Genomic DNA, 22,664 nt, shown 5'->3' on the forward strand with positions numbered 1-22,664 from the left:
CAGCGCCTTTTTTTATGGGCGCTCGGGAATAGCGGCTAGCGCGGCTCCGCCAGCAGGGCCTGACAGGCTGCCTCGTCCAGTTGCTCGGGGGCGAGGAAGCGCAGGGCATAGTCCCGCCAGACACCGCTGTCGACGAAGAGCTCGAAGAGCGCCCCATCTATGTGCCGCTCCTGCACCATGCGCAGCATTATGGTCAGCGACTGGGAGACCGTCTTGCCCGACTTGTAGGGGCGATCGCTTGCGGTCAGGGCCTCGAAGATGTCGGCGATGGCCATGATGCGGGCGGGAATGCTCATCTGTTCACCCAGCAGCTGGCGCGGGTAGCCGGTGCCATCCATCCGCTCGTGATGGCCCCCCGCTATCTCCGGCACCTTGCGCAGGTGACGGGGGAAGGGGAGCCGCTCCAGCATGCGGATGGTCTGGATGATGTGATCGTTGATCTTGTAGCGCTCCTCCTCGGTGAGGGTGCCACGAACGATGGCGAGGTTGTAATGCTCCCCCCGGTTGTAGAGATGGGTGGGGACCCTGACCTTGAAGCCCCAGGGATTGTGCCTGGCCAGGTTGTCGTGGGCGGGGCGGGGAATGAGGTGGACCGGCTTGTCGGCCAGCAGCGGCTCGCGGCAGGGCAGCGGAGCCGCCTCCCCGGGATGGCGTCTGAGCTCCTCCGGGCTGACGCCGAGGCGATCATCCAGGGTTCGCAGCCAGGTGCGGCTGGCGATGGCATCGAGCCGTGCCAGTTTTTCCGGTGCCATCCACTCGCCCCCCAGATTGCACTCGGCGACGAAGGCGAATTCCTGATCCAGCATCTGCCAGAGCGGGGTTACGGCCTCGAGGGCTGCCTGTTGCTCGGGGGCCGGTAATCGGGCCGCCAGCGCCTCTATATGGGCGTCGCGCTTGAGCACCTCGAAGCGGGTGCGGATCTCGTGGATCCTGTCGTAGATGGTCTCCAGCTTGGTGGCCTTGTCCACCACGAACTCAGGTGTGGTGACCTTGCCGCAGTCGTGCAGCCAGCTCGCGATATGGATGGCTTCCCACTCCTCGTCGTTGAGGGTGAAGTCGCCAAAGGGGCCCTGATGCTGGGCGCAGGCCGCCTCCGTCAGCATGCGGGTCAGCTCGGGCACGCGCTGGCAGTGGCCTCCGGTGTAGGGGCTCTTGGCGTCGATGGCGCCGGCGATGAGCTCGATGAAGGCCTCCAGCAACTGCTTTTGCTCCTCCAGCAGGCGCTGATTCTCGATGGCGGAGGCGGACATGCCCGCCAGCGCCTCGATGAGACTGATGCGTGACGCCAGCTCCCGTGGTGCGCAGTCCGGCAGGATCAGCAACAGGCAGCCGATCAACTCCTGGCGGTGGTTGTAGAGGGGTTCGGCCAGCAGCTGGCGGGGGCCGGGGAAGGGGCCCCAGTCGACGAGGTAGTGCGACCACTGTTCGGCATCGAGGGGCAGGCTGAGCCGCTCGGAATGATAGAGGCCGCCGAGCAGGGACTCCTGCCAGTGCACCCGCTCACAATCCAGGGGCTGCCGTTGCCAGATGGCCTGAACCGCCTTCATCTGCTTGTCCTGGGCCAGATAGAGGCAGCCGCCCTCCGCCTGGGCCGCCGCCACCGTCTCGTGCAGTATGCGGCTGAGCAGGGAATCGAAGCGGTGCTCCGCCGCCAGCGCCAGACCCATGCTCATGAAGTTGCCCAGGGTCAACCGCATGCTGGACATGGCGCGGGCGAGATCGTCTATCTCGCGGATCGCCGAGTCTGGCCGCTCGCTCTCGCCGAAGTCGAAGTGCTGGATCCGCTCGGCCTCTTGCGTCAGTGCCAGCAAGGGGGCGGCGGTGCGCCTCGCCACCAGCCAGATGACGGGTAGCAGCAGCAGTAGACCGGCCAGGGCCCAGGCCAGGTTGCGCAGGGCATCGTGGCGGGCCGGCGCGGTGAGCTCGTCCGCCGGTACCAGCAGGGCCAGGTAGAAGGGGGAACCCTCGTCGAGGGAGGAGAGGTTGACCAGCCAGTCGCTGCCATCCTCGGCGGCCAGGGTCAGCTCGGTCGGCGCGTGCAGCAGGGTGGGCCTGGATGCCATCTCCTGCTGCAGCTTGGCCAGTATGGGGTGCTTGAGCGCCGACAGCATGGGCAGGCGACTCAGCTGTTCGAAGCTGGGCAGCCGCTTGGGATCCGTCGCCAGCAGGGTACCGAACTCGTCGAACAGCACCAGCTGGCAGTGGCTCGGCAGGGGCAGCTCGCCGATGAGGGAGGAGAGCCCCTCCACGCCGGCATCCAGCCCTATCACCGCCCGGCGATCGTCGCTCTCCACCGCCAGCGTCATGCCCGGCTCCTTGGTGGTGAAGAAGAGATAGGGGTGGGTCACTATGATGCCCGTGCCCCAGCGGGCCTCCTTGTACCAGCCGCGATCGCGGGGATCGAACTGGTAGTCCGGCATGGGCCGCCGCTCCAGCAGCCGCAGGCGCTGGTTGAAATAGAGAAACTCTCCCCGGCCCTCAGTCAGACTCTGCACCAGCAGGTGGCTTCCGGGAGGGGGGTTGTCCAGCACCCCCCTGGCCCGCTCGGTCAGCTTGCGTACCAGGAAGAAGTCGCCGTTCTCGTAACCGGCATAGATGGCGCCATAGCTGGCGCTGTTGGCCAGCACCTCGGCCAGCTGGGGCAGGTAGCCGAGGCGGGACTCCAGGCTGGTCATGGCGGCCAGCTGGCCACTGCGCAGCAGGCTCAGGGACATGCGGGCCGGGCGCTGGTTCAGCTTGATGGCGAGCGCCAGCTGTTCCCTGTACTGCTGGAAGTTTTGCCGTTCGTGCTCCAGCCCCTGCTGCAGGCCCTGCTGGAACTGCAGCATGATGAGGGCGCCCCCCAGCACGGAGAACAGCAGTATGAAGAGGGTGGCAATGTGCACGTAAAAGGGCTTGCTGCCGAGGCTTGCTTTTGTCATGGACCTATCCTTGTCCTAGGGGCGCTTCCCGCGATGATCTGCCAACAGTGTGCTCGCAAGATGACAAAAAGCATAGGAGGTGGGGCCAGAAGAGGAACCGTTATCTTCCGGCGTTCCCCTTGCCGCGAGCTGCATGGCGCGGGTCCCGACAGCCTGGTCAGGTGATTCATTCAGATATCTCGTGCTACATTGCTCCACTGGTGAATCGCCTGTGAATCAATGGAGTGTCCCATGTCTGCCATCCCCTATTCCGTCCTGGATCTGGTGCCCGTCCCCGAAGGAAGCCAGCCGGCCGAGTCGTTTCGTCATTCGCAGGATCTGGCCCGCCATGCCGAGCGCTGGGGCTACCACCGCTACTGGCTGGCGGAGCACCACAACATGCCGGGGATCGCCAGTGCCGCTACCTCGGTGCTCATCGGCCATCTGGCCGGTGCCACCAGCACACTGCGGCTGGGGGCCGGTGGCATCATGCTGCCGAACCACTCCCCTCTGGTTATCGCCGAGCAGTTCGGCACGCTGGCCTCTCTCTATCCGGATCGCATCGATCTCGGCCTCGGTCGCGCGCCCGGCACGGATCAGCGCACCATGCAGGCGCTGCGCCGCCAGCGCAGCGGCGAGGTGGATGACTTTCCGGCGGACGTGCGCGAGCTGATGGGCTACTTCGGTGACGAGGTCGGCGCCGTGCAGGCGGTGCCCGGTCAGGGGCTGCACGTGCCGATCTGGCTGTTGGGTTCCAGCCTCTACAGTGCCCAGCTGGCGGCCGCCATGGGGTTGCCATTCGGCTTTGCCTCCCACTTTGCCCCCGGCCTGCTGTTGCAGGCACTCGAGATCTACCGTACCCAGTTCCGCCCTTCCGCGCGCTGGCCCAAGCCTTATGCGGTGGTCTGCATCAATGTGATCGCCGCCGACACAACCCGGGAGGCCCGCTTCCTGTTCACCACGCTCCAGCAGCAGTTCCTGCGTCTCTATCGGGGGGATGCGGGCAAGCTGCCGCTGCCGGTGCAGAGCCTGGGAGAGGAGTGGTCGCCCCGGGAGCTGATGGCGATGGAGCAGACCCTGGCTCGTTCCCTGGTGGGGGATCCGGAGCAGGTGCGTCACGGCCTCAAGGCCTTGCTGGCCGAAACCGGGGCCGACGAGCTGATGTTCAACGGTCCCATCGTCGATCATCAGGCCAGGTTGCGCTCCTTCGAGATCGCCGCCGAGCTGATGCGGAGCCTGTGAAGGCCTGACCGGGCGCGCTTGTCTGTGCGCCCGGGCATAGGTACCAATCCAACAGCTAGTTACAACTGATTGATTTTAAAGAATAGTCAGATGGATGTCGGCCCTCTGTCGTGTCACCTCTGGCCTCACCGGCCCTATGCTGGCCCTGTCAGTCACCACAAGGAGTTCGAGATGATCGTCAGGAAGTTGAGATTGCAACGGGGTTGGTCCCAGGATCAGTTGGCGACCCTGACTGGCTTGAGTGTCCGCACCATACAGCGGATCGAGCAGGGCCAGCAACCTGGACTGGAATCCCTCAAGGCCCTGGCCTCCGTCTTTGAGCTAGATGTGACTCAACTGCAGGAGAGCGAGATGAAAGGGAACGAGACAGATAGTCAGGGGACAGTGCATGTGGCCAGGGATGAGCGGGAGGCGATGAAGTTCGTCGAGGGGCTCAAAGGCTTCTATGGCCACCTCATCAGCTATGTGCTGGTGATAGGGGGGCTGTTTGTCATCAACTACCTGAGCAACCCGGACTATATCTGGGCCTGGTGGCCCATGCTGGGCTGGGGGCTGGGCCTGATGTCCCACGCCATCAACCTGTTCCAGCCGTTCAAGCTGTTCGGGCCCGACTGGGAGCGGCGCCAGGTCGAGAAACGGCTGGGGCGCAAGCTGTAAGCCGCTACCTCACCCCATAAGGAACGGGCCCGGCAATGCCGGGCCCGTTTTATTGTCCGTCTATCGCCTAACTCGGTGTTGGCTGGGCGGCTGCACCGACGGCTTATTTGGCGTAAGCGGGGCAGGGGGTCGCTATCAGGGCATCGTCTTCGTAGCGCCAGAGGGTGAGGCTGTTGCCCCAGACGCAGCCGGTATCCAGCCCCTTGATGTCGTCCTTGCCGGTGGCGCCCATCAGCGCCGCCCAGTGGCCGAACACCAGTATGGGATCGTCCACGTGGTGCTCCCGCTGCTCGAACCAGGGGCGCAGGCCAGGGGTGGACTCCGTGGGTCCCTTCTTGCACTTGAAGTCGAGTCGGCCATCGAAGTAGCAGAAGCGCATCCGGGTGAAGGTGTTGATGATGTAGCGGTAGCGCTCTATCCCCAGCAGATTTTCGTCCCAGGTATCGGGCTGATCGCCATACATGTTGTGCAGCAGCCAGCTGTACTGATCGCCGCGTAGCAGCGTCTCCACCTCGCGGGCGCAGCTGCGTGCCGTGTGGGCATCCCAGGCCGGAGAGAGACCGGCATGGACCATCATGATGGGTAGGTCCGGGTGCTCCGCCAGCAGGGGACGGTGGCGCAGCCACTCCAGCAGCTCGTCCCGATCCGGGGCCTCCATCAGGGCCTGCAGCTTGTCTTTCTTCTTGAGGGGGGCGACCCCATGAGCCACCGCCAGCAGGTGCAGATCGTGGTTGCCGAGCACGGTCACGGCGCGGCTTCCCAGTGACTTGACGAAGCGCAGGGTGTTGAGAGAGTCCGGTCCGCGGGCGACCAGGTCGCCGCACAGCCAGAGGGTGTCGTTGTCGGGGTCGAATTCGGCAAGATCCAGCAGACGGCGCAGATCGTCGTAGCAGCCCTGGATATCACCGACGAAACAATTCGCCATGAAACCTCAGTTGATAATGTTGGGAATGGCCAGTGTGAAAGGGGCTATGGGGGCCTCAAACTGCTGCCCCGATTCGTCTTGCAGGGTGTAACTGCCTTCCATCACGCCGAAGGGGGTGGCCAGCGGTACGCCACTCTGATAGCTGAAGGTCTCGCCGGGGGCGATGAAGGGCTGCTCGCCCACGACCCCTGGACCTTCCACTTCCAGCATCTTGCCATTGGCGTCGGTGATGAGCCAGCGCCGGTGCAGCAGTTGCACCTTGCCCGGCCCCAGATTCTCTATCTCGATGAGATAGAGAAAATGGTAAGGATCCTCGGTGCCAGCCACATAGCTGGGGTGCGGGCGAACCACTATCCGGGGGGATGCCATGGGATCAGGCCTGCTGCTGATCGGCCAGCCAGTTGGCTATCATGACGAACTGCTCGAGGGAGAGGTTCTCCGGGCGCAGGTTGCCATCTATGCCAAGCTCGGTCAGCTGAGCGTCGGTGATGAAGTTGGAGAAGCTGTTGCGGATGGTCTTGCGACGCTGGCCGAAGCCCTCGGTGCAGACGCGGCTCAGGCAGCGCAGATCCTTCGCGACTATGGTCGGGTTCTTGTGTGGCACCAGTCGCACCACGGCGGAGTCCACCTTGGGGGCCGGCTTGAATGCTCCCGGGCCCACTTCCAGCACAGGGATCACCTGGCAGTAGTACTGGACCATGACGCTCAGGCGGCCATAGGCCTTGCTGCCCGGGCCTGCGCACATCCGCAATACCACTTCCTTTTGCAGCATGAAGTGCATGTCCTCCACCCGGTCGGCGAACTCGCACAGGTGGAAGATAAGCGGGGTGGAGATGTTGTAGGGCAGGTTGCCGAAGATGCGCAGGGGCGGTTTGCCTTCCCCCATCAGGGTGCCGAAGTCGAAGCGCATGGCGTCGGCCTCGATCACCGTCAGCTTGTCCTTGAGGGTCGGGTGCTCGCGCAGGCGAGCCGCCAGATCCCGGTCAAGCTCGACCACAGTCATCTTGTCCATCTGGGAGGCGACCGGTTCGGTCAGTGCCGCCAGACCCGGGCCGATTTCCACCAGGTTCTGACCCGGCTGCGGGTTGATGGCGGCGACTATCTGATCGATCACATAACGGTCGTGCAAGAAGTTCTGACCGAAACGCTTACGGGCCGTGTGGCCCATGTGCACCTTGTTGCTCTGCACCTTACTGCTCATATCTTTTTTTCTCTACCATCTGGATGGCGTGGTTAATCGCGGTGATCAGGCTGCCCGAGTCTGCCAGGCCCTTGCCTGCCAGATCCAGCGCTGTGCCGTGATCCACCGAAGTACGGATGAAAGGAAGTCCGAGGGTGATGTTGACCGAGTTGCCAAAGCCCTTGTATTTGAGCACCGGCAGCCCCTGGTCGTGGTACATGGCGAGTACCGCATCCGCATCCTTGAGGTATTTCTCCTGGAACAGGGTATCGGCCGGCAAGGGGCCGACCAGATCTATCCCTTCCTGGCGCAGACTGGCCAGGGCGGGTTCGATCACGTCGATCTCTTCACGGCCGAGATGGCCCCCTTCCCCGGCATGGGGGTTGAGGCCGCAGACATAAATTTTGGGGTGTGCTATGCCGAACTTGCCCTTGAGATCCGCATCCAGGATGCGGATCACCTTGGCAAGGCGCTCCTGGGTGATGGCCATGGCCACGTAGGCCAGCGGAATGTGGGTCGTCGCCAGCGCTACCCGCAGCCCTTCGGTGGCCAGCAGCATCACCACGTCGGCGGTGTCTGACTGCTGGGCGAAGAATTCGGTGTGGCCGCTGAACGAGACGCCCGCCTGATTGATGATCCCCTTGTGCACCGGACCTGTCACCACGGCGGCGAATTCGCCGCTGAGGTTGCCGTCGCAGGCACGCTGGAGGGTGGCCAGCACATAGGCGCCATTGCCCTCGTCGAGCTCGCCCGGCACCACGGGGGCGCCGAGAGGGATGGGACACACCGTCAGGGTTCCCGCCCGCTGACCCCTCACGGGGGCAGCGGCATCATAGGGTTCCAGCTCTATGGGCAGCCCCAGCAGGGCGGCGCGCTCGCGCAGCAGCGCCGGGTCGGCGATCACCACCAGCTGGTGCGGCCAGTCCCGCTGGGCTATCTGCAGCACCAGGTCCGGGCCTATGCCGGCGGGCTCACCCGGGGTGATGGCAAGACGATGGCTGTTCATCTGCTCGCCCATTAATTGGGTTCAATCTGGATGTAGGCTTCGTCGCGCAGCTCATCCAGCCAGGCCTGGGACTCTTCGGTGAAGCGGCGGTTGAAGATGAGCTGATAGGCGCGCTGCTCCTGGGCCTTGCCGGTGGCATCCTGGCTGCGGCGATCTTCCAGCTGCACTATGTGCCAGCCGTGGCTGGTGCGGAAGGGCTCGCTGATCTGGCCCGGTTGCAGGCGGTTGACCATGTCGCGGAACTCAGGCACATAGACGCCGGGATCGGACCAGCCCAGTTCGCCACCCTGCACCGCAGAGCCCGGGTCTTCGGAGTACTTCTCCGCCATGCTGGCGAAACTGGCCTTGCCGCTCTTGATGTCGTGCAGAATGCCGTCCAGGGTCCCCTTGGCCTTATCTTCGCTCAGTATGATGGAGGGCTTGATCAGGATGTGGCGGGCCTTCACCTCGGTCTGCATCACTTGCTGCTGACCCTTGGTGTCGAAGATCTTGACGATGTGCAGACCGGCGCCCGAGCGCAGCGGCCCGACTATGTCACCCTTGCTGGCGCCCTGTACCGCCTCTGACATCAGGGTGGGCATCTCCTGCGGGCTCATCCAGCCCCAGTCACCCCCTTCCAGGGCCTTGGGACCGTTACTCTCTGCGATGGCCAGCTTGCGGAAATCTGCCCCTTCCTTCAGGGCGGCAAGGATGCGCTCTATCTTGGCCTTGGCGGCGTTGAGCTGCTCGGCGCTCGGGTTGTCAGGCAGGGCAACCTGGATGTGGCCGACGTGGTATTCGGTCTGTTGCTGACCCTGCTTGCTCAGCGCCTCGACCACCTGCTTCACCTCCTGCTCGGAGATGTTGATGCGGCGACGAACCTGGCTGCGGCGCACCTCGTTCATCAGGATCTCGCGGCGCACCTCTTCCCGGTACTGGGCATAGGTCAGCCCTTCCCGCTCGAGCTGGGCACGGAGCTGCTCCAGGTTCATCTTGTTGTCGGCGGCTATGCTCTGGATGGCCTGCTCCAGCTGGGTGTCACTGATCTTGAGCCCCTGGCGATCCGCCAGTTGCAGCTGCAGGCTCTCCTGGATCAGACGATCCAGCGCCTGCTTGCGCAGGGTGACGTCATCGGGCAGGGATTGGCCGCTCTCCTGGGCGGAGGCCTTCACCTTCTGCACCAGGGCTTCCTGCTGACTGGCCAGCACCACGTCCTTGTTGACCACGGCAAGCACCTTGTCCACCAGCTCGGGAGCGGCGAGGGCGCCCTGGCTCATGACTCCAAACAGGCCTGCGGTCAGCAGGGAAATCAACGTCTTCTTCATATCCATCTCTCAAGGCGTTTGCCAGACCCGTTATTGGTCTCGCAGGTTAAACGGACGAATGTAAGGCAGTGCTTCGGTGTCAAGGGAGGTGCCCTTGGAGCCGGTACCCACGCTACCCAATCCTTTCATTTCAAATTGAATGCCGAGGCTGCGCTCGGACGTCGGGGCCAGGTTCACGTTGTCCGGCGTATTGACCCACTCCAGGTTGAAGTTGATGCTCCAGCAGCAGGAGTCATATTTCAGACCCACCTTGCGGTCAACTTTGACGTTCTGGTCGAGCTCCTGATAGTAGCCGCCATAGAGGTGCCACTGATCGTTGAGCGGTGTGGTCAACAGCAGGCCGATCTGGTTGAGATCCGTCACCTCGCCCTTGCGATCCAGGTCGTAGTTGGCGTCCCGCACGAAGCGGTGGCTCAACTGGCTGATCAGCTTCTCGTGGCGGTACTCCAGGGCGCTGTTGGAGGAGCTTATCTGACGCTGCTCCAGGTCATATTGCGCCCCCGCATGGGCATACCACTGTTCGTTGATCTTGGCGTCCCCCTCGAACGAGAGCGGGGAGCGGGTATTGGTGCTCAGCGCGTCGCTGGAGTAGAGCTTGACCCTGGGGGCCACGAAGTCGAAGGCTTGGGCAACGGCCAGCCGAATTCGTTCATCGCCGGCCGGATCATAGATGCGGGTGGTGACGCCGACCGAGAGCCGGTTGGAGTCGCTGATGCGATCCAGGCCGGCGAAGCGACGGTCGCTGAACAGGCTGTAGTAGTCCTGGCGCATGGTGGTGGAGTCGTAGACACCTATGTTGTCCTGATCCTTGTAGGGCACATAGAGGTACTGGAACTCAGGCTCCAGGGTCTGGCTGGCCCCTTCGCCGAACCATTGCTGGTTGCGCTCGAAGGTCATGCCGCCCTTGAGGCGAAACGAGGGCAGAACCCGGGTGATGATGCCCTCTTCCAGGGTGACATCCCCCCCACCTTGCGGAGTGAACCTGTTGGTGAAGGTGCTGCTCATGTCATCCGGCACCGTCTGATCGTAACGGGTGTACATCAGCTTGTACTGGCTGTCGAGGAAGTAGCCGGCTTCGTCGATGAGCGGTATGGTCAGGGTGGGCGCCGTGTAGACACGGGTGCCGGTATAGGCCTCTCCCTGGTTCTGCTGGACTGCCTGGTCGTTGTTGTAGCCAAAGTTGGTCAGCTCTGTGCTCCAGGCCAGATCGTACCAGCTGCCCTGCTGGTAGTAGTTGTGGTTGATGCGCGGCATCAGCTCGTGGGGCTGCTGGGCGCTGGCCAGCAGAATTTGGTAGGTGCGCACCTCGGCATTGAGGTTCCAGTTCTGCTGGAAGTAGCCGGCCGTGAGGGACTGCTGCAACTGGTTGTCGACCTGGGTGCCCACGCTGGGGGAGAAGTCGTTGAAGTAGTTGTAGTCCCGATCCCGCACCTTGGTGTAGTCCACCGACACTCGCAGGGCGTTGTCCATGAACATGGAGGTGTGGCGGGCGTTGAGCAGATAGCGATGCCCGTCGGACAGGTAGTCGTTGAGGCTGTCCGTCTCGTCGTACTGCTTGTCATCCGCCAGGTTTTCGAAATAGAAACTGCCCACGTGGGCCGGATCCGGCATGTAGCGGAACTCGACCTGCTCCATCAGGCCCCGTCTGTCCATGAAGCGGGAGGTGATGGTCGAGTCGTAGTTGGGGGCTATGTTCCAGTAGAACGGCTGGGTGATGTCCATGCCGTTCTTGGAGCTTTGGGTATAGCCCGGGTAGAGCAGGCCCGTCTTGCGCTCATCCTTGATGGGGAAGTTGATATAGGGGAAATAGAAGACCGGATAGTCATAGAGCCAGAGGCTGGCGTTCCAGGCTTCCCCGAACACCTCGGACTGATCGATGTCTATGCTGCCGGCTTTCAGGGTCCAGGCTTCCTGACCCGGTGGGCAGGTGGTGTACTGGGCGCCCTCCAGGGTGATGTTCTGGTTGTTGTTGGTCATGGTGACTTTCTCGGCAAAGCCGCGCACCGGTGACCCATGCACCTGATACTTGCCCTCTTCCAGCTCGGAGTTCTTGGTGTCCAGGTTGGATTTGAGGGTCTTGTCGCTGGTGACAGTAATCTGGCCATCGTTGTAATAGATGTTGCCGATGGCGATGACATCCCGGCTCTTCTGATCCAGCTGGGCGTAGTCGGAGTCAAATTTGCGCACGCCCTGACGCACCTTGACGTCACCTTCATAGACGGCGGTACCGCCCTGCTTGGCCTCCAGGCGATCGGCATCCACTTCGACGGGCTGGGCATTGGCGTCCTGACTCGCGCTGGGCTTCTCGACCTTGGGGACATAGTCATAGCAGAGGCTGTTGAGGATCCCGGTGGCCGGTGGCGCGTTGAGGGGCGCCGCCTGGACCGTGAGCGGACTCAGGGCAGGAACAAGGCTGATGGTCAGGGCGATGGGATAAGAAGACCCCAGTGTCCATTTTGTCATGTGAAGGGCTCGCGCAATCCGTAGTAAAAACGGTTGATTCAGGGCATGCATTTTATGTCAGGATCCATCGAGTTGACATTGCATGTCATTGCTTTATGTTAGCCGGCAATGATAAAGCATTATTGCGGCCAGGGCTAACAGCCAAGTGCTGCTTTCCAATTTGGTTCCCGACTCATGCACGATCGCACTTCCCTGCTATTGCAATGGGCACGCCGGATTACCGGTGATGCCAACCTCCAGTTGACCCTGATCTCCGGTGACGCCAGTTTCCGCCGCTACTTCCGTGGTGGTGGCCTGGTGTGGGTGGATGCTAATCCGAAAACCGAAAAAAATCATGAATTCGTTCGCAATGCGGCCGCCCTGCACGCCGTGGGGCTGCTGGCTCCCGAGGTCAGGGCGGTGGACTACGAGCAGGGCCTGCTGGCGGTCAGTGACCTTGGCGATACCCAGCTTATCGGCTGCCTGAACGATGGCAACGTGCTGGCCTGGTATGGCAAGGCCATAGGGCTGCTGCCTCGGCTGGGAGCGGTCGGGCTGGCGCTCGAGCCCTTCGACGAGGCCTTCATGGCGCGCGAGAATGCCATCTTCCCCGAGTGGCTGCTGGGTCATCACCTGAACCTGAGTCTCGACGAGACCGAACAGCAACTGCTGGACGAGATGTTCGCCTGCCTCACAGAGAACAACCTGGCCCAGCCCCAGGGGGTGATGCACAGAGACTTCCACAGCCGCAATCTGATGGTGTGTGGCGGCGATACGCCGGACGACAGCCGGCTTGCCGTCATCGACTTCCAGGACATGGTCATGGGGCCGCTGAGCTACGATCTGGTCTCCCTGCTGAAAGACTGTTACGTGCGTTGGCCCGATGAAGTGATCGAGCAGGGCATGGGCCATGGCTTCGACACCCTGAGCCGGGCGGGTCTGCTAGGCGGGCTCGATTATGCCAGCTTCCGTCGTCACGCCGACCTGACCGGCATGCAGCGCCACCTGAAGGCGGCCGGCCTCTTCACCCGTCTCTACCATCGCGACGGCAAGTCTGGCTACCTCAAGGACATCCCCCGCACCTTGGGCTATGTGGTGGATGTCTGCCACACCCATGGTGCCGAGCATCCGGTGCTGGCTCGCTTCGGCGACTGGTTGCAGCGGGTGGTGCTGCCCGGTCTGGCACGCACCGGGGTGGCCTCATGAAGGCGATGATCCTGGCCGCGGGTCGTGGGGAGCGGATGCGCCCGCTCACCGACCTGCTGCCCAAGCCGCTGCTGGCGGTGGGGGGCAAGCCCCTCATCGTCCACCACATCGAGAAGCTCAAGGCGGCCGGGGTGACCCAGCTTGTGATCAACCACGCCTGGCTCGGCCACAAGCTGGTGGAGGCGCTCGGCGATGGCCGCCAGTTCGGGGTCGAGATCCTGTGGTCGGCGGAGGAGAGCGCCCTCGAGACCGCGGGCGGCATAGTGCAGGCATTGCCCCTGCTGGGCCCAGAACCCTTTCTGGTGATCAACGGCGATACCTGGATTGACGGGGATTATGGCGCTCTGGTGAATCAGTTGCTGGCGGATGACCTGGCCCATCTCTGGCTGGTGCCCAATCCACCCCAGCACCCTCAGGGGGATTTCTCCCTGCAAGGCGGCCGGGTGCTGGATGCGCCGGCCCTGACCTTCAGCGGCGTCGGCCTCTATCACCCGGCGGCTTTTGTCTCCCTGCCTTGCGGTGCCCGCAAGCTGGCACCCCTGCTGCGCGACTGGATGGCGCAAGGCCGGGTCGGTGGCAGCCTGCTGACCGGCGAATGGCGTGACATAGGCACCGTCGATCGGCTGCGCGAGCTGGATGACCAGCTGCTTGCCGGCACTCATTAACATCACGAGGTCTTGAACCATGCGTATTTGGGGTAAGGTGCTTGGCGCCTTCTTCGGTTTTCTGCTCGGCAACATCTTCGGTGCCCTGCTTGGCCTCTGGATCGGCCACCGCTTCGATCGGGGCATGGGCATTAGGGGGGCGTTCCAGCGTGCCCCCAGCCAGCAGCAGCAGGCGGTCTTCTTCCACGCCACCTTCGCCGTCATGGGCCACATCGCCAAGGCGAGCGGTCAGGTCACCGAGCACGAGATCCGGGTCGCCTCCAGCCTGATGGACAGGATGCGTCTCTCCGGCGAGCAGCGGGTGCGGGCCCAGGAGTCGTTCCGCCAGGGCAAGGAGAGCGATTTCCCGCTGCGCGAAACCCTGGCGGAATTCCGCCGTGCCAGTCTGGGGCAGCGTGACATCTTGCGTTTCTTCCTCGAGGTGCAGCTGCAGGCCGCCTTTGCCGATGGCAAGGTGGAGGCCAACGAGCGCGCCATCCTGCAGACCATAGCGGACGAGCTCGGCTTCAGCCGTATAGAGCTAGGGCGGATCCTGGCGATGGCCGAGGCGCAGATGAACTTCTTCCACCGCCAGCAGCAGAGTGGACAAGGGCAGCAATACCGGCAGGAGGCCCCCTCCCAGGATCGCCTCAAGGATGCCTACCAGCTGCTGGGGGTGAGCGAGAGCGACAGCGATCAGGAGATCAAGCGCGCCTATCGCAAGGAGATGAGCAAGCATCACCCGGACAAGCTGGCCGCCAAGGGGTTGCCGCCCGAGATGATGGAGATGGCCAAGGAGAAGACCCAGGAGATCCAGCAGGCCTGGGAGTGGATCCGCGAGGCCCGCGGCATCCGTTGAACCTGGCCCTTTGCCAGCCATAAAAAATGCCCGTCGATGACGGGCATTTTTGTTTGCGCAAGCCGGGGTTAGTGGCTGTCGACCCAGACGAACTTGAGCACGAACAGCAGGGCCACTACCAGCACGCAAGGGTTGATCTCGCGCCAGCGGCCGGTGCCCGCCTTCATCACGCAGTAGGAGATGAAGCCCACGGCTATCCCTTCTGTGATGGAGAAGCTGAACGGCATCATCACCGCTGTCATGAAGGCCGGAACCGCTTCGGTCAGGTCTTCCCACTTGACCCGGGTCAGCTCGGAGCACATCAGCACGCCCACGTAGATGAGGGCCCCCGCAGCGGCGTACGCCGGCACCATGGCGGCGACCGGGGAGAAGAAGATCGCCAGCAGGAACAGCACGCCGACCACTATGGCGGTCAGGCCGGTACGGCCGCCGACGGCGACGCCCGAGCTGCTCTCGATATACGCCGTCACGGAGGAGGTGCCCATAAAGGCGCCGCCGACCGAGCTGACGCTGTCCACCAGCAGCGCCTGCTTCATGCGCGGGAAGTGGCCCTTGTCATCCGCCAGCTTGGCGCGGTTGGTGACGCCGATCAGGGTGCCGGAAGAGTCGAACAGGTTGACCAGCATGAAGGAGAAGATGATCCCCGCGAGGCTGATGTCCAGCGACCCCATCAGGTCCAGCTGACCGAAGACGGGGGTGATGCTCGGCGGCACAGAGACGAAGCCCTTGAAAGTCACGTCGCCGAACAGCCAGCCCAGGGTGGTGGTGACCACTATGGCGATCAGCACGGCGGAGTGCACGCCGCGGGCGGAGAAGATGCAGATCAGGAAGAAGCCGAGCAGCCCCAGCAGGCAGGGCAGTGAGGTGAGGTCGCCCACTGTCACCATGGTGGCGGGGCTCGCTACCACTATGCCGGCGTTGTGCAGGCCGAGCAGGGCGATGAGCAGGCCTATGCCGGCTGTGATGCCGACCCGCAGGGTGAGCGGGATGTTGGCAATCAGCCAGTAGCGCACCCGCAGCAGGGTGAGGATCAGCAATCCTAGGGCACCCCAGAAGATGGTGCCCATGCCGATCTGCCAGGAGTAGCCCATGCCAGCCACCACCACGAAGGCGAAGAAGGCATTCAGTCCCATGGCGGGGGCCAGGGCGATGGGCAGGTTCGCCAGCAACCCCATGAGAATGCTGCCGATGCCGGCGATGAGGCAGGTAGTGACGAACACTGCCTGGGTGTCCATGCCCGCCGCAGAGAGGATCTGCGGGTTGACGAACACTATGTAGACCATGGTCAGGAAGGTGGTGATGCCGGCGATGACCTCGGTGCGGGCCGTAGTGCCATGGCCTTTCAGGGCAAACAGGCGCTCGAGCAATCCTTGCCCGGCGACCTGGCTGGCAGCTTGGTGTTGTTGATTCATGTTGGATTCCAATGGGTGACGTGAAATAAGCAGCAGGCGAGCGGCCAATCCCATCCATGCGGGGTAAATGGCCCTGTTGCTGGCGACTGAGTGACCAGACTCGTCCTGATACCGTGACAGCGCGCACATTTTTACACAGGCCGCGACGTTTACAAACCCCGGATCTGCGAGGCGGATCAATGAATAGAGTAAAAATTCAAACGTTTGCCCATCGAGAGGTAAAAACAAGGTTCGATAGAGGCTTGTGCCGCGATGGCGACCCTCAGAGGCTCTTGAGGTAGCGCTCCACCAGCTGGGCCAGCACGGCGTCGCTGTGCTCCTGCAAGGTGGCGAGCGTCAGCCCCATGCGCTGCAGCAGCAGGCTGGCCTGCTCTTCGCTCAGCTTGCGCCCCTCAATGAAAAACTCCTGTTCGGGCAACTGCTTGTCATGACGCGGGAGCAGCACCCAGCTCACCCGTTCGGGTTCGATGGCGGCAAAGATCCGGCCGGCCGCAGCGCAGAAGGTATCGATGTGGCGCTTGCCATCCGGGCCCAGGCAGCCGGGTTCGATCCGGATCTGGATGGTGAGTCTCTTCGGGGGGGCGCTGGTCTGGGTCATCGGTGAGTGCCGGTAGGGGGAAGCGGGAAGATTGTAAGCGAAAAGGCAAGAGAAAGGGGAGCCCGGGCTCCCCTTGTGACGTTGCAATCACCCCGATGGGGCGATGCGCTTGTCTATCTGGAGCGGTGCGGTTGGTCCGCCTCACTCCATCGCCAGACGCAATTACTTGGTAATGCGTTTGTACTTGGCACGGTGCGGTTGGACGGCATCGGCACCATAGGTCTTCTTCTTCCACTCTTCGTATTCGGTGAAGTTGCCCTCGAAGAAGGCAATCTTGCCCTCGTCCTGGTAGTCCAGGATGTGGGTGGCGATACGGTCGAGGAACCAGCGATCGTGGGAGATGACCATGGCACAACCCGGGAACTCCAGCAGGGCGTTCTCGAGGGCGCGCAGGGTTTCGATGTCCAGATCGTTGGTCGGTTCATCCAGCAGCAGCACGTTGCCGCCGGTCTGCAACAGCTTGGCCAGGTGCAGACGGCCGCGCTCGCCACCGGACAGCTCGCCTACCCGCTTCTGCTGATCGGCGCCCTTGAAGTTGAAGCGACCAATGTAGGCACGGCTCGGGAACTCGTAGTTGCCGATGCGCAGTATGTCCTGACCGTCGGCGACCTCTTCGAACACCGTCTTCTTGTCGTTCATGCTGTCGCGGAACTGATCCACGGAGGCCAGCACTACGGTATCACCCAGGGTGATGGTGCCGGAGTCCGGCTGCTCCTGGCCCGACATCATGCGGAACAGGGTGGATTTACCGGCGCCGTTCGGACCTATGATGCCGACTATGGCCCCCTTCGGAATGGCGAAGGAGAGATCGTCGATCAGCTGCCTGTCACCGTAGGACTTGCAGAGGTTCGCCACCTCGACCACCTTGTCGCCGAGACGGGGTCCGGGCGGAATGAACAGCTCGTTGGTCTCGTTGCGTTTCTGGTAGTCGTTGGTGTTGAGCTCCTCGAAGCGAGCCATACGGGCCTTGGACTTGGCCTGACGGCCTTTCGGGTTCTGACGCACCCACTCCAGTTCCTTCTCGATGGACTTGCGACGGGCCGCTTCCGAGCTGGCTTCCTGAGCCAGACGGGCGTCCTTCTGCTCCAGCCAGGAGGAGTAGTTGCCTTCCCAGGGGATACCCTCGCCGCGGTCCAGCTCCAGGATCCAGCCCGCCACGTTGTCGAGGAAGTAGCGATCGTGGGTGATGGCGACGACTGTGCCCTCGTAGTCGTGCAGGAAGCGCTCCAGCCAGGCCACGGATTCCGCATCCAGGTGGTTGGTCGGTTCGTCCAGCAGCAGCATGTCCGGCTTTTCCAGCAGCAGACGGCACAGGGCTACCCGGCGGCGCTCACCCCCGGAGAGGTGCTTGATCTGGGCATCCCAGGCCGGCAGGCGCAGGGCGTCGGCCGCGCGCTCCAGCTGGTTCTCCATGTTGTGACCACCCTGGGCGGCTATGATGGCTTCCAGCTCGCCCTGTTCGCGGGCCAGCTTGTCAAAATCCGCATCCGGGTCGGCATAGGCCGCATAGACCTCATCCAGGCGAGCCATGGCGCGTTTCACCTCGCCGACCGCCTCTTCCACCGCCTCGCGGACTGTCTGCTCCGGATCCAGCTTCGGCTCCTGGGGCAGGTAGCCGATCTTGATGCCGGGTTGCGGACGGGCTTCCCCTTCGATCTCGGTGTCTATTCCCGCCATGATGCGCAGCAGGGTGGATTTACCGGCGCCGTTCAGACCCAGCACACCGATCTTGGCACCCGGGAAGAAGGAGAGGGAGATGTTCTTGAGGATATGACGCTTGGGCGGCACTACCTTGCCGACCCTGTTCATGGTGTAAATAAATTGAGCCATTGGCTAATTCTCTTCCTTTTCAGCAGCTTAATGTCTTTGCATTAACAAACTGACGTCGTGGTGGGGCCTGGTCGGCAGGGGCCGACCCGGTTCCAAAAAACCCGTCGATTGTAAACCAATGGGAAGAGGGCGGCAAAGTGGACAACCGGGGGCATGTGGTGCAGGGAACCCCTCCGGCAGAGGGAGGAAAAGAGGCAGGCATCTGGCAGGTGGTCGATCAAGGTTCCGGGTCGAGCTGGCTTAAGACTTCCTTAACTCTGGCTCGATAGGATTCATCAGCTGACCTTGAAAAGCCGTGGGGTCAGCGGGGCTGCCTGGTGCTCTTGGCCGGGTCCTGCCCCGAGTAGTAGAGCACCCGCTGCACATACTCCTGGGTCTCCTGGTAGGGCGGTACGCCGCCATGGCGGATCACGGCCTGTTCGCCGGCGTTGTAGGCGGCGCTGATCCTGACCCAGTCGGGGCCAAACTGCTTCTCCAGCCACTTCAGGTAGATCATGGCGCCGCGGATGTTCTGCTGGGCATCGAAGGGGCGGGTCACGCCGAAGCGCACCTGGGTCTCGGGAATGAGCTGCATGACCCCTTGTGCCTGCTTGGGGGAGACGGCTGTGCTGTTGAGATTGGACTCGGCGATGGCGATGGCGAGCGCCAGCTGGGGATCGACCTGGTGACGGTGGGCGGCCTGGCGGATCATGACGGCCAGCTTCTGTTTGGTGAGGGATTGCCGGGCCAGATAGCTATCCTGATCGAAGGGGGTGCTGGGGCGTACCCAGGGTGCGCCTCCTCCGCCCCCGCCGATACCGCAGGTGCCCAGGGGGGCATTGCCCACCCGCTCGTTGTAGTAACGAGCCGCTTGCTGATTGCCAAGGCGCATGGCCATGGCGAGGTAGGCGTTGGCGTGGCGGGGGCTGCGGATCCCCTGGGGCCCGCGAGCCAGCAGGCGGCCGATGCGATAGTAGGCCTCCGGGTTACCCATGCTGGCCGCGGTGCAGTAGTGGGCTATGGCTCGCCGCGGGTTGCTCTGTTCCATGGCGGCGCCCTGGCGCAAGGCACTCATCGCCTTGGGGGCCTGACGAAAGGCGTCGGCATGGGTGTAAGTGGCAAGCAGTAGCAGGACTCCCCAGCCCCAGGTGCAGAGTCTCTGCATGATGGATACCTCGAATTTCGTATCCGCAAGATATAGGCCCGATATGGGGGGGACGCCAGCCAGGGGATGGAACATCTGGTTATGTGTCAGGCCATCAGAGATGAAATCGGTCTGGAACTTTTGGCAGAGAAAAAAAGGCGCTCTTGGTGAGTGTGAAGGGGAGCCTGGGGGTTGTGCGACCTGGCCCTCTGATCGCGGCACAACTCAAATTGATAGATTTATTACTTTTGGGGCAATAAACTGCCGCACTTGCTGTCTAGCGCATTGTATTTGCATGATGTTAGTCCGCTTGTCGAGAGAATGTTAATGAGGAAGGCGGTCGAGGCGACTGCGTTCCTCGTCATGGTCGGGAACTTCATATGCTTGATTCAATCGATGTCTCTGTCGTGGTGCCCGCCAAGGATGAGCGGGACAATCTGGCCCCCCTCATCGGCGAGATAGATGCCGCGCTGGCGGGGAAATACAGCTACGAGCTGATCTATGTGGACGATGGCAGCGAGGATGACAGCTACGCCATCCTGTGCGATCTGAAGAGGCGTTATGCCGGGCTGCGCGTGATCCGCCATGCCAGGGCCGTCGGTCAGAGCATGGCGGTGCTCAGTGGCGTGCGCCACGGTCGCGGCGACTGGCTGGTGGTGCTGGATGGTGACGGCCAGAACGATCCGGCCGACATTCCCGCCATGCTGGAGGAGGCCAAGCGCCGCTTCGCGCAGGATCCCGCGCAAGTGGGACTTATCGGACACCGGGTCAACCGCCGCGATGATTGGGTCAAGCGACTCTCCTCCAGGCTGGCCAACGGTTTTCGCGATCTGCTGCTGCGCGACGGCATCCCGGATACCGGCTGCGGTCTCAAGGTGGTGAGGCGCGACTGGTATCTGCGCCTGCCCGGTTTCAACCATATGCACCGTTACATTCCGGCTCTGATCCAGGCCCAGGGCGGGCGCATGTCCCCCTGGCCGGTCAACCACAGGCCACGGCAGGCGGGTGTCTCCAAATACGGGGTCTGGAACCGGCTCTGGGTCGGGCTGGTGGACGTGGTCGGTGTCTGCTGGCTGCAACGCCGCTCCAAGGTGGTCGAAGTCAGGGAGACACTCGAGTGATCGACTCTCTGCTCTCGATGCCGTTGGAGTGGCTGATATGATCGATGCCCTGCTCTCCATGGAGCTGACCTGGTTCGACTGGACCGGCCTGCATGTCACCGGCTGGAAGCTCATCGGCTACACCGGGGCGCTGATGTTCGGCGGCCGCTGGCTGGTGCAGTTCCTGGCCTCCAAGCGGGCCGGCAAACCCGTCATACCCCGGATGTTCTGGTACATGAGCGTGCTCGGCAGCCTGATGACTCTGAGCTATTTCGTCTTCTCCCCCAAGCAGGACTCCGTCGGCGTGCTGCAGAATCTCTTCCCCACCTTCACCGCCCTCTACAGCCTCTACCTGGATATCCAGCACCGGGGTTGGAAGCGGGACAAGCTCGTCGATGACAACGAGATCCACCATGGCAAATGAGCATGTCCTGATCAGCCGCTTTCCTCTGGTCATCCCGCTCCAAGGCTGGAGACGTGGCAAGCTCGTCGATATCAATGAGGTCCGCCATGGTAAATGACCGCTTCCTGCTCAATCAGCGCTCCCTCGGCTGGCTGCTGCTGATCGCCCTGATAGTGCTGGGTGCCGGCCTCGGGCTGCGGGATCCCTGGCCCGCCGACGAGCCGCGCTTCGCCCTGATCGCCAAGGAGATGGTGGAGAGCGGCCAATGGCTCTTCCCCATGCGCGGCGGCGAGATCTACCCGGACAAGCCCCCCCTGTTTATGTGGGGCATAGCGATAGGGTATTTGCTGACCGGCTCCATCAAGGTGGCGTTTTTGCTGCCCTCCCTGCTGGCGGGTCTGCTGACCATAGTGTTGGTGTGGGACCTGGGCCGCCGCCTGTGGAACCCGGCGACAGGCTTCATGGCCGGGCTGCTGCTGCTGTTCACCGTCCAGTTCACTCTGCAGGCGAAGACGGCTCAGATCGACGCTCTGGTGACCTTCTTCATCACGCTAGGGGTCTACGGTTTCATGCGCTTCCTGCTCTGCGGGGGAGGCTGGCGCTGGTACTGGCTCGGCTGGTTTGCCGCCGGGCTCGGCATCATCACCAAGGGGGTGGGGCTGCTGGCCCTGCTGATCCTGATCCCGGCTGTCTGGACCCACAGAGACAGGATCCGTGTCGCCTCCCCTGCCGACTGTTTGAAGGCGCTGGCGGGGCCGCTCTTCATGCTGCTGGCCATCGGCCTGTGGCTGGTGCCCATGCTGAGCGCCGTGGCCCAGAGCGGGGGCACAGTGCTGCAGGCCTATAGAGACAACATACTGCTGCGCCAGACGGTGACCCGCTATGCGAATGCCTGGCATCACGTCAAACCCTTCTGGTACTACCTCAGCTCGGTGATCCCGCCGTTCTGGCTGCCTCTCTCCCTGCTGCTGCCCTGGCTGGTGCTGGCGTGGCGCAAGGGGATCCAGGGCCAGGACAAGCGCGTCATATTGCTGCTCGGTTATCTGGTGCTGGTGGTGCTCTTCTTCTCCCTGTCGCCGGGCAAACGCGGCGTCTATGTCACGCCGGGCACGCCGGCACTGGCCCTGCTGACTGCTCCCTACATGGGGACACTGCTGGCGCGGGTCTGGCCCGGGCGTCTGCTGGGGGGGCTCGGCTGGCTGCTGGGGATCGTCTGCGTGGGTGGCGCCGGTGCCCTGGCCGTCAGCGACAAGCTGGCGAACCGGTTGGGGGATCTGGGACCGGCCCCCTGGCTGCCTCTGCTGGTGCTGGGGGCGGCGCTGCTGCTGGTCAATGTGCTGCTGCGCCGGGCGCCGCTCAGCGCCATCCTCTGTTCGCTGGCGGTGGGTTGGCTGCTCTACTCCTGCTGGATCTGCGTGCGCCTCAACGACATGCGCACGCCGCAGGGGGTGATGGCGCTGGCGGCCCAGAAGGTGCCAGCGGGGGAGGAACTGCTGCTTGCCGGTTTCAAGGAACAGCACCTGCTGTTCGCTCGGCAACCCGTGCAACATTACCCCTACCTGCTGGGGGATGGGGAGCAGGCTCGCGAGGCGGCGGCCTGGGTGGCGGCCGCGCCCAAGCGCCATGTGCTGGGCAGCGCGGATCTGATGGTGCTGTGTTTCGAGCCCGAGAAGATGGAAAACCTCGGCAACCGCCATCGCACCGACTGGCTGCTGGCGGGGGCTGAGGCCCTCAAGCCTGCATGCCAGGGGCTGACTCCGAGGTTAGAACCCTTTCGCTATACCCCGGGTCCCTGAGGCCGGGACCCGGCAAAAGGGGCTGCCAGTGGCAGCC

The 22,664-nt window shown here is 63.1% G+C and carries 19 protein-coding genes; 8 read left to right on the forward strand and 11 right to left on the reverse strand.

Annotation, left to right across the window (positions count from 1 at the left end; all coding sequences use genetic code 11):
• Nucleotides 1–35 precede the first annotated feature (35 nt).
• Nucleotides 36–2,921 (reverse strand): HD domain-containing phosphohydrolase, encoded by a 2,886-nt coding sequence (locus G4923_RS11325; protein WP_111913712.1) that lies wholly within the window; start codon nt 2,919–2,921, stop codon nt 36–38.
• A gap of 231 nt (nt 2,922–3,152) precedes the next feature.
• Between G4923_RS11325 and G4923_RS11330 the strand changes: the two genes are divergently transcribed.
• Together G4923_RS11330 and G4923_RS11335 are read left to right on the forward strand one after the other, a co-directional pair.
• Nucleotides 3,153–4,142 (forward strand): luciferase-like monooxygenase, encoded by a 990-nt coding sequence (locus G4923_RS11330; protein ID WP_163137097.1) that lies wholly within the window; start codon nt 3,153–3,155, stop codon nt 4,140–4,142.
• Between the two features lie 171 nt (nt 4,143–4,313).
• Nucleotides 4,314–4,799, forward strand: a complete 486-nt coding sequence (locus G4923_RS11335) for a 2TM domain-containing protein (RefSeq protein ID WP_025328116.1) — start codon at nt 4,314–4,316, stop codon at nt 4,797–4,799.
• A gap of 103 nt (nt 4,800–4,902) precedes the next feature.
• Here G4923_RS11335 and G4923_RS11340 read toward each other — a convergent pair whose 3' ends face one another.
• Genes G4923_RS11340 through lptD form a run of 6 tightly spaced genes read right to left on the reverse strand, consistent with a single transcriptional unit; the run spans nt 4,903 to nt 11,677 of the window.
• A complete protein-coding gene (locus G4923_RS11340; RefSeq protein ID WP_163137098.1) occupies nt 4,903–5,724 on the reverse strand; it encodes a symmetrical bis(5'-nucleosyl)-tetraphosphatase in 822 nt (273 codons plus the stop codon).
• A gap of 6 nt (nt 5,725–5,730) precedes the next feature.
• Nucleotides 5,731–6,093 (reverse strand): Co2+/Mg2+ efflux protein ApaG, encoded by a 363-nt coding sequence (gene apaG / locus G4923_RS11345; RefSeq protein WP_163137099.1) that lies wholly within the window; start codon nt 6,091–6,093, stop codon nt 5,731–5,733.
• A gap of 4 nt (nt 6,094–6,097) precedes the next feature.
• Complete coding sequence (gene rsmA, locus G4923_RS11350) at nt 6,098–6,925, reverse strand: 16S rRNA (adenine(1518)-N(6)/adenine(1519)-N(6))-dimethyltransferase RsmA (protein WP_043130439.1); 828 nt, start codon at nt 6,923–6,925, stop codon at nt 6,098–6,100.
• Complete coding sequence (gene pdxA / locus G4923_RS11355; RefSeq protein ID WP_163137100.1) at nt 6,915–7,910, reverse strand: 4-hydroxythreonine-4-phosphate dehydrogenase PdxA; 996 nt, start codon at nt 7,908–7,910, stop codon at nt 6,915–6,917. The genes rsmA and pdxA overlap by 11 nt, the downstream gene beginning before the upstream one ends.
• Nucleotides 7,911–7,921: 11 nt before the next feature.
• Nucleotides 7,922–9,214, reverse strand: coding sequence for a peptidylprolyl isomerase SurA (surA, locus tag G4923_RS11360; protein WP_163137101.1), 1,293 nt, complete (start codon nt 9,212–9,214; stop codon nt 7,922–7,924).
• A 30-nt stretch (nt 9,215–9,244) separates the two neighbouring features.
• Nucleotides 9,245–11,677 (reverse strand): LPS assembly protein LptD, encoded by a 2,433-nt coding sequence (lptD, locus tag G4923_RS11365; RefSeq protein WP_106885933.1) that lies wholly within the window; start codon nt 11,675–11,677, stop codon nt 9,245–9,247.
• Between the two features lie 174 nt (nt 11,678–11,851).
• On the opposite strand from lptD, the gene G4923_RS11370 reads away from it, so the two are divergent.
• From G4923_RS11370 to djlA, 3 genes are read left to right on the forward strand one after another with little or no spacing between them, the layout of a single operon-like run.
• Nucleotides 11,852–12,862, forward strand: a complete 1,011-nt coding sequence (locus G4923_RS11370) for an aminoglycoside phosphotransferase family protein (RefSeq protein ID WP_163137102.1) — start codon at nt 11,852–11,854, stop codon at nt 12,860–12,862.
• On the forward strand, nt 12,859–13,527 hold the full coding sequence (murU, locus tag G4923_RS11375; protein WP_163137103.1) for an N-acetylmuramate alpha-1-phosphate uridylyltransferase MurU: 669 nt from the start codon (nt 12,859–12,861) through the stop codon (nt 13,525–13,527). Before G4923_RS11370 ends, murU begins: the two co-directional genes overlap by 4 nt.
• Nucleotides 13,528–13,546: 19 nt before the next feature.
• Complete coding sequence (gene djlA, locus G4923_RS11380) at nt 13,547–14,365, forward strand: co-chaperone DjlA (RefSeq protein WP_163137104.1); 819 nt, start codon at nt 13,547–13,549, stop codon at nt 14,363–14,365.
• 68 nt (nt 14,366–14,433) lie between these two features.
• Here the strand turns inward: djlA and G4923_RS11385 are convergent, their stop codons facing one another.
• From G4923_RS11385 to G4923_RS11400, 4 genes are all read right to left on the reverse strand, one after another.
• Nucleotides 14,434–15,777: an NCS2 family permease gene (locus G4923_RS11385; RefSeq protein WP_163137105.1), complete on the reverse strand. Its 1,344-nt coding sequence runs from the start codon at nt 15,775–15,777 to the stop codon at nt 14,434–14,436.
• 262 nt (nt 15,778–16,039) lie between these two features.
• Nucleotides 16,040–16,375 carry a hypothetical protein gene (locus tag G4923_RS11390; RefSeq protein WP_106885938.1) on the reverse strand — a complete coding sequence of 112 codons (336 nt, stop codon included), beginning with the start codon at nt 16,373–16,375 and terminating at the stop codon, nt 16,040–16,042.
• A 162-nt stretch (nt 16,376–16,537) separates the two neighbouring features.
• Nucleotides 16,538–18,205, reverse strand: coding sequence for an energy-dependent translational throttle protein EttA (gene ettA, locus G4923_RS11395; protein WP_106885939.1), 1,668 nt, complete (start codon nt 18,203–18,205; stop codon nt 16,538–16,540).
• 301 nt (nt 18,206–18,506) lie between these two features.
• Nucleotides 18,507–19,349: a lytic transglycosylase domain-containing protein gene (locus tag G4923_RS11400; RefSeq protein WP_240455306.1), complete on the reverse strand. Its 843-nt coding sequence runs from the start codon at nt 19,347–19,349 to the stop codon at nt 18,507–18,509.
• Between the two features lie 359 nt (nt 19,350–19,708).
• On the opposite strand from G4923_RS11400, the gene G4923_RS11405 reads away from it, so the two are divergent.
• From G4923_RS11405 to G4923_RS11415, 3 genes are all read left to right on the forward strand, one after another.
• Nucleotides 19,709–20,449 carry a glycosyltransferase family 2 protein gene (locus tag G4923_RS11405; RefSeq protein WP_139745141.1) on the forward strand — a complete coding sequence of 247 codons (741 nt, stop codon included), beginning with the start codon at nt 19,709–19,711 and terminating at the stop codon, nt 20,447–20,449.
• Between the two features lie 37 nt (nt 20,450–20,486).
• Nucleotides 20,487–20,852 carry a lipid-A-disaccharide synthase N-terminal domain-containing protein gene (locus G4923_RS11410; protein ID WP_106885941.1) on the forward strand — a complete coding sequence of 122 codons (366 nt, stop codon included), beginning with the start codon at nt 20,487–20,489 and terminating at the stop codon, nt 20,850–20,852.
• Between the two features lie 86 nt (nt 20,853–20,938).
• Nucleotides 20,939–22,627, forward strand: a complete 1,689-nt coding sequence (locus tag G4923_RS11415) for an ArnT family glycosyltransferase (protein WP_240455307.1) — start codon at nt 20,939–20,941, stop codon at nt 22,625–22,627.
• Nucleotides 22,628–22,664 lie beyond the last annotated feature (37 nt).

The organism is Aeromonas rivipollensis (assembly GCF_010974825.1).
GTDB lineage: Bacteria > Pseudomonadota > Gammaproteobacteria > Enterobacterales > Aeromonadaceae > Aeromonas > Aeromonas rivipollensis.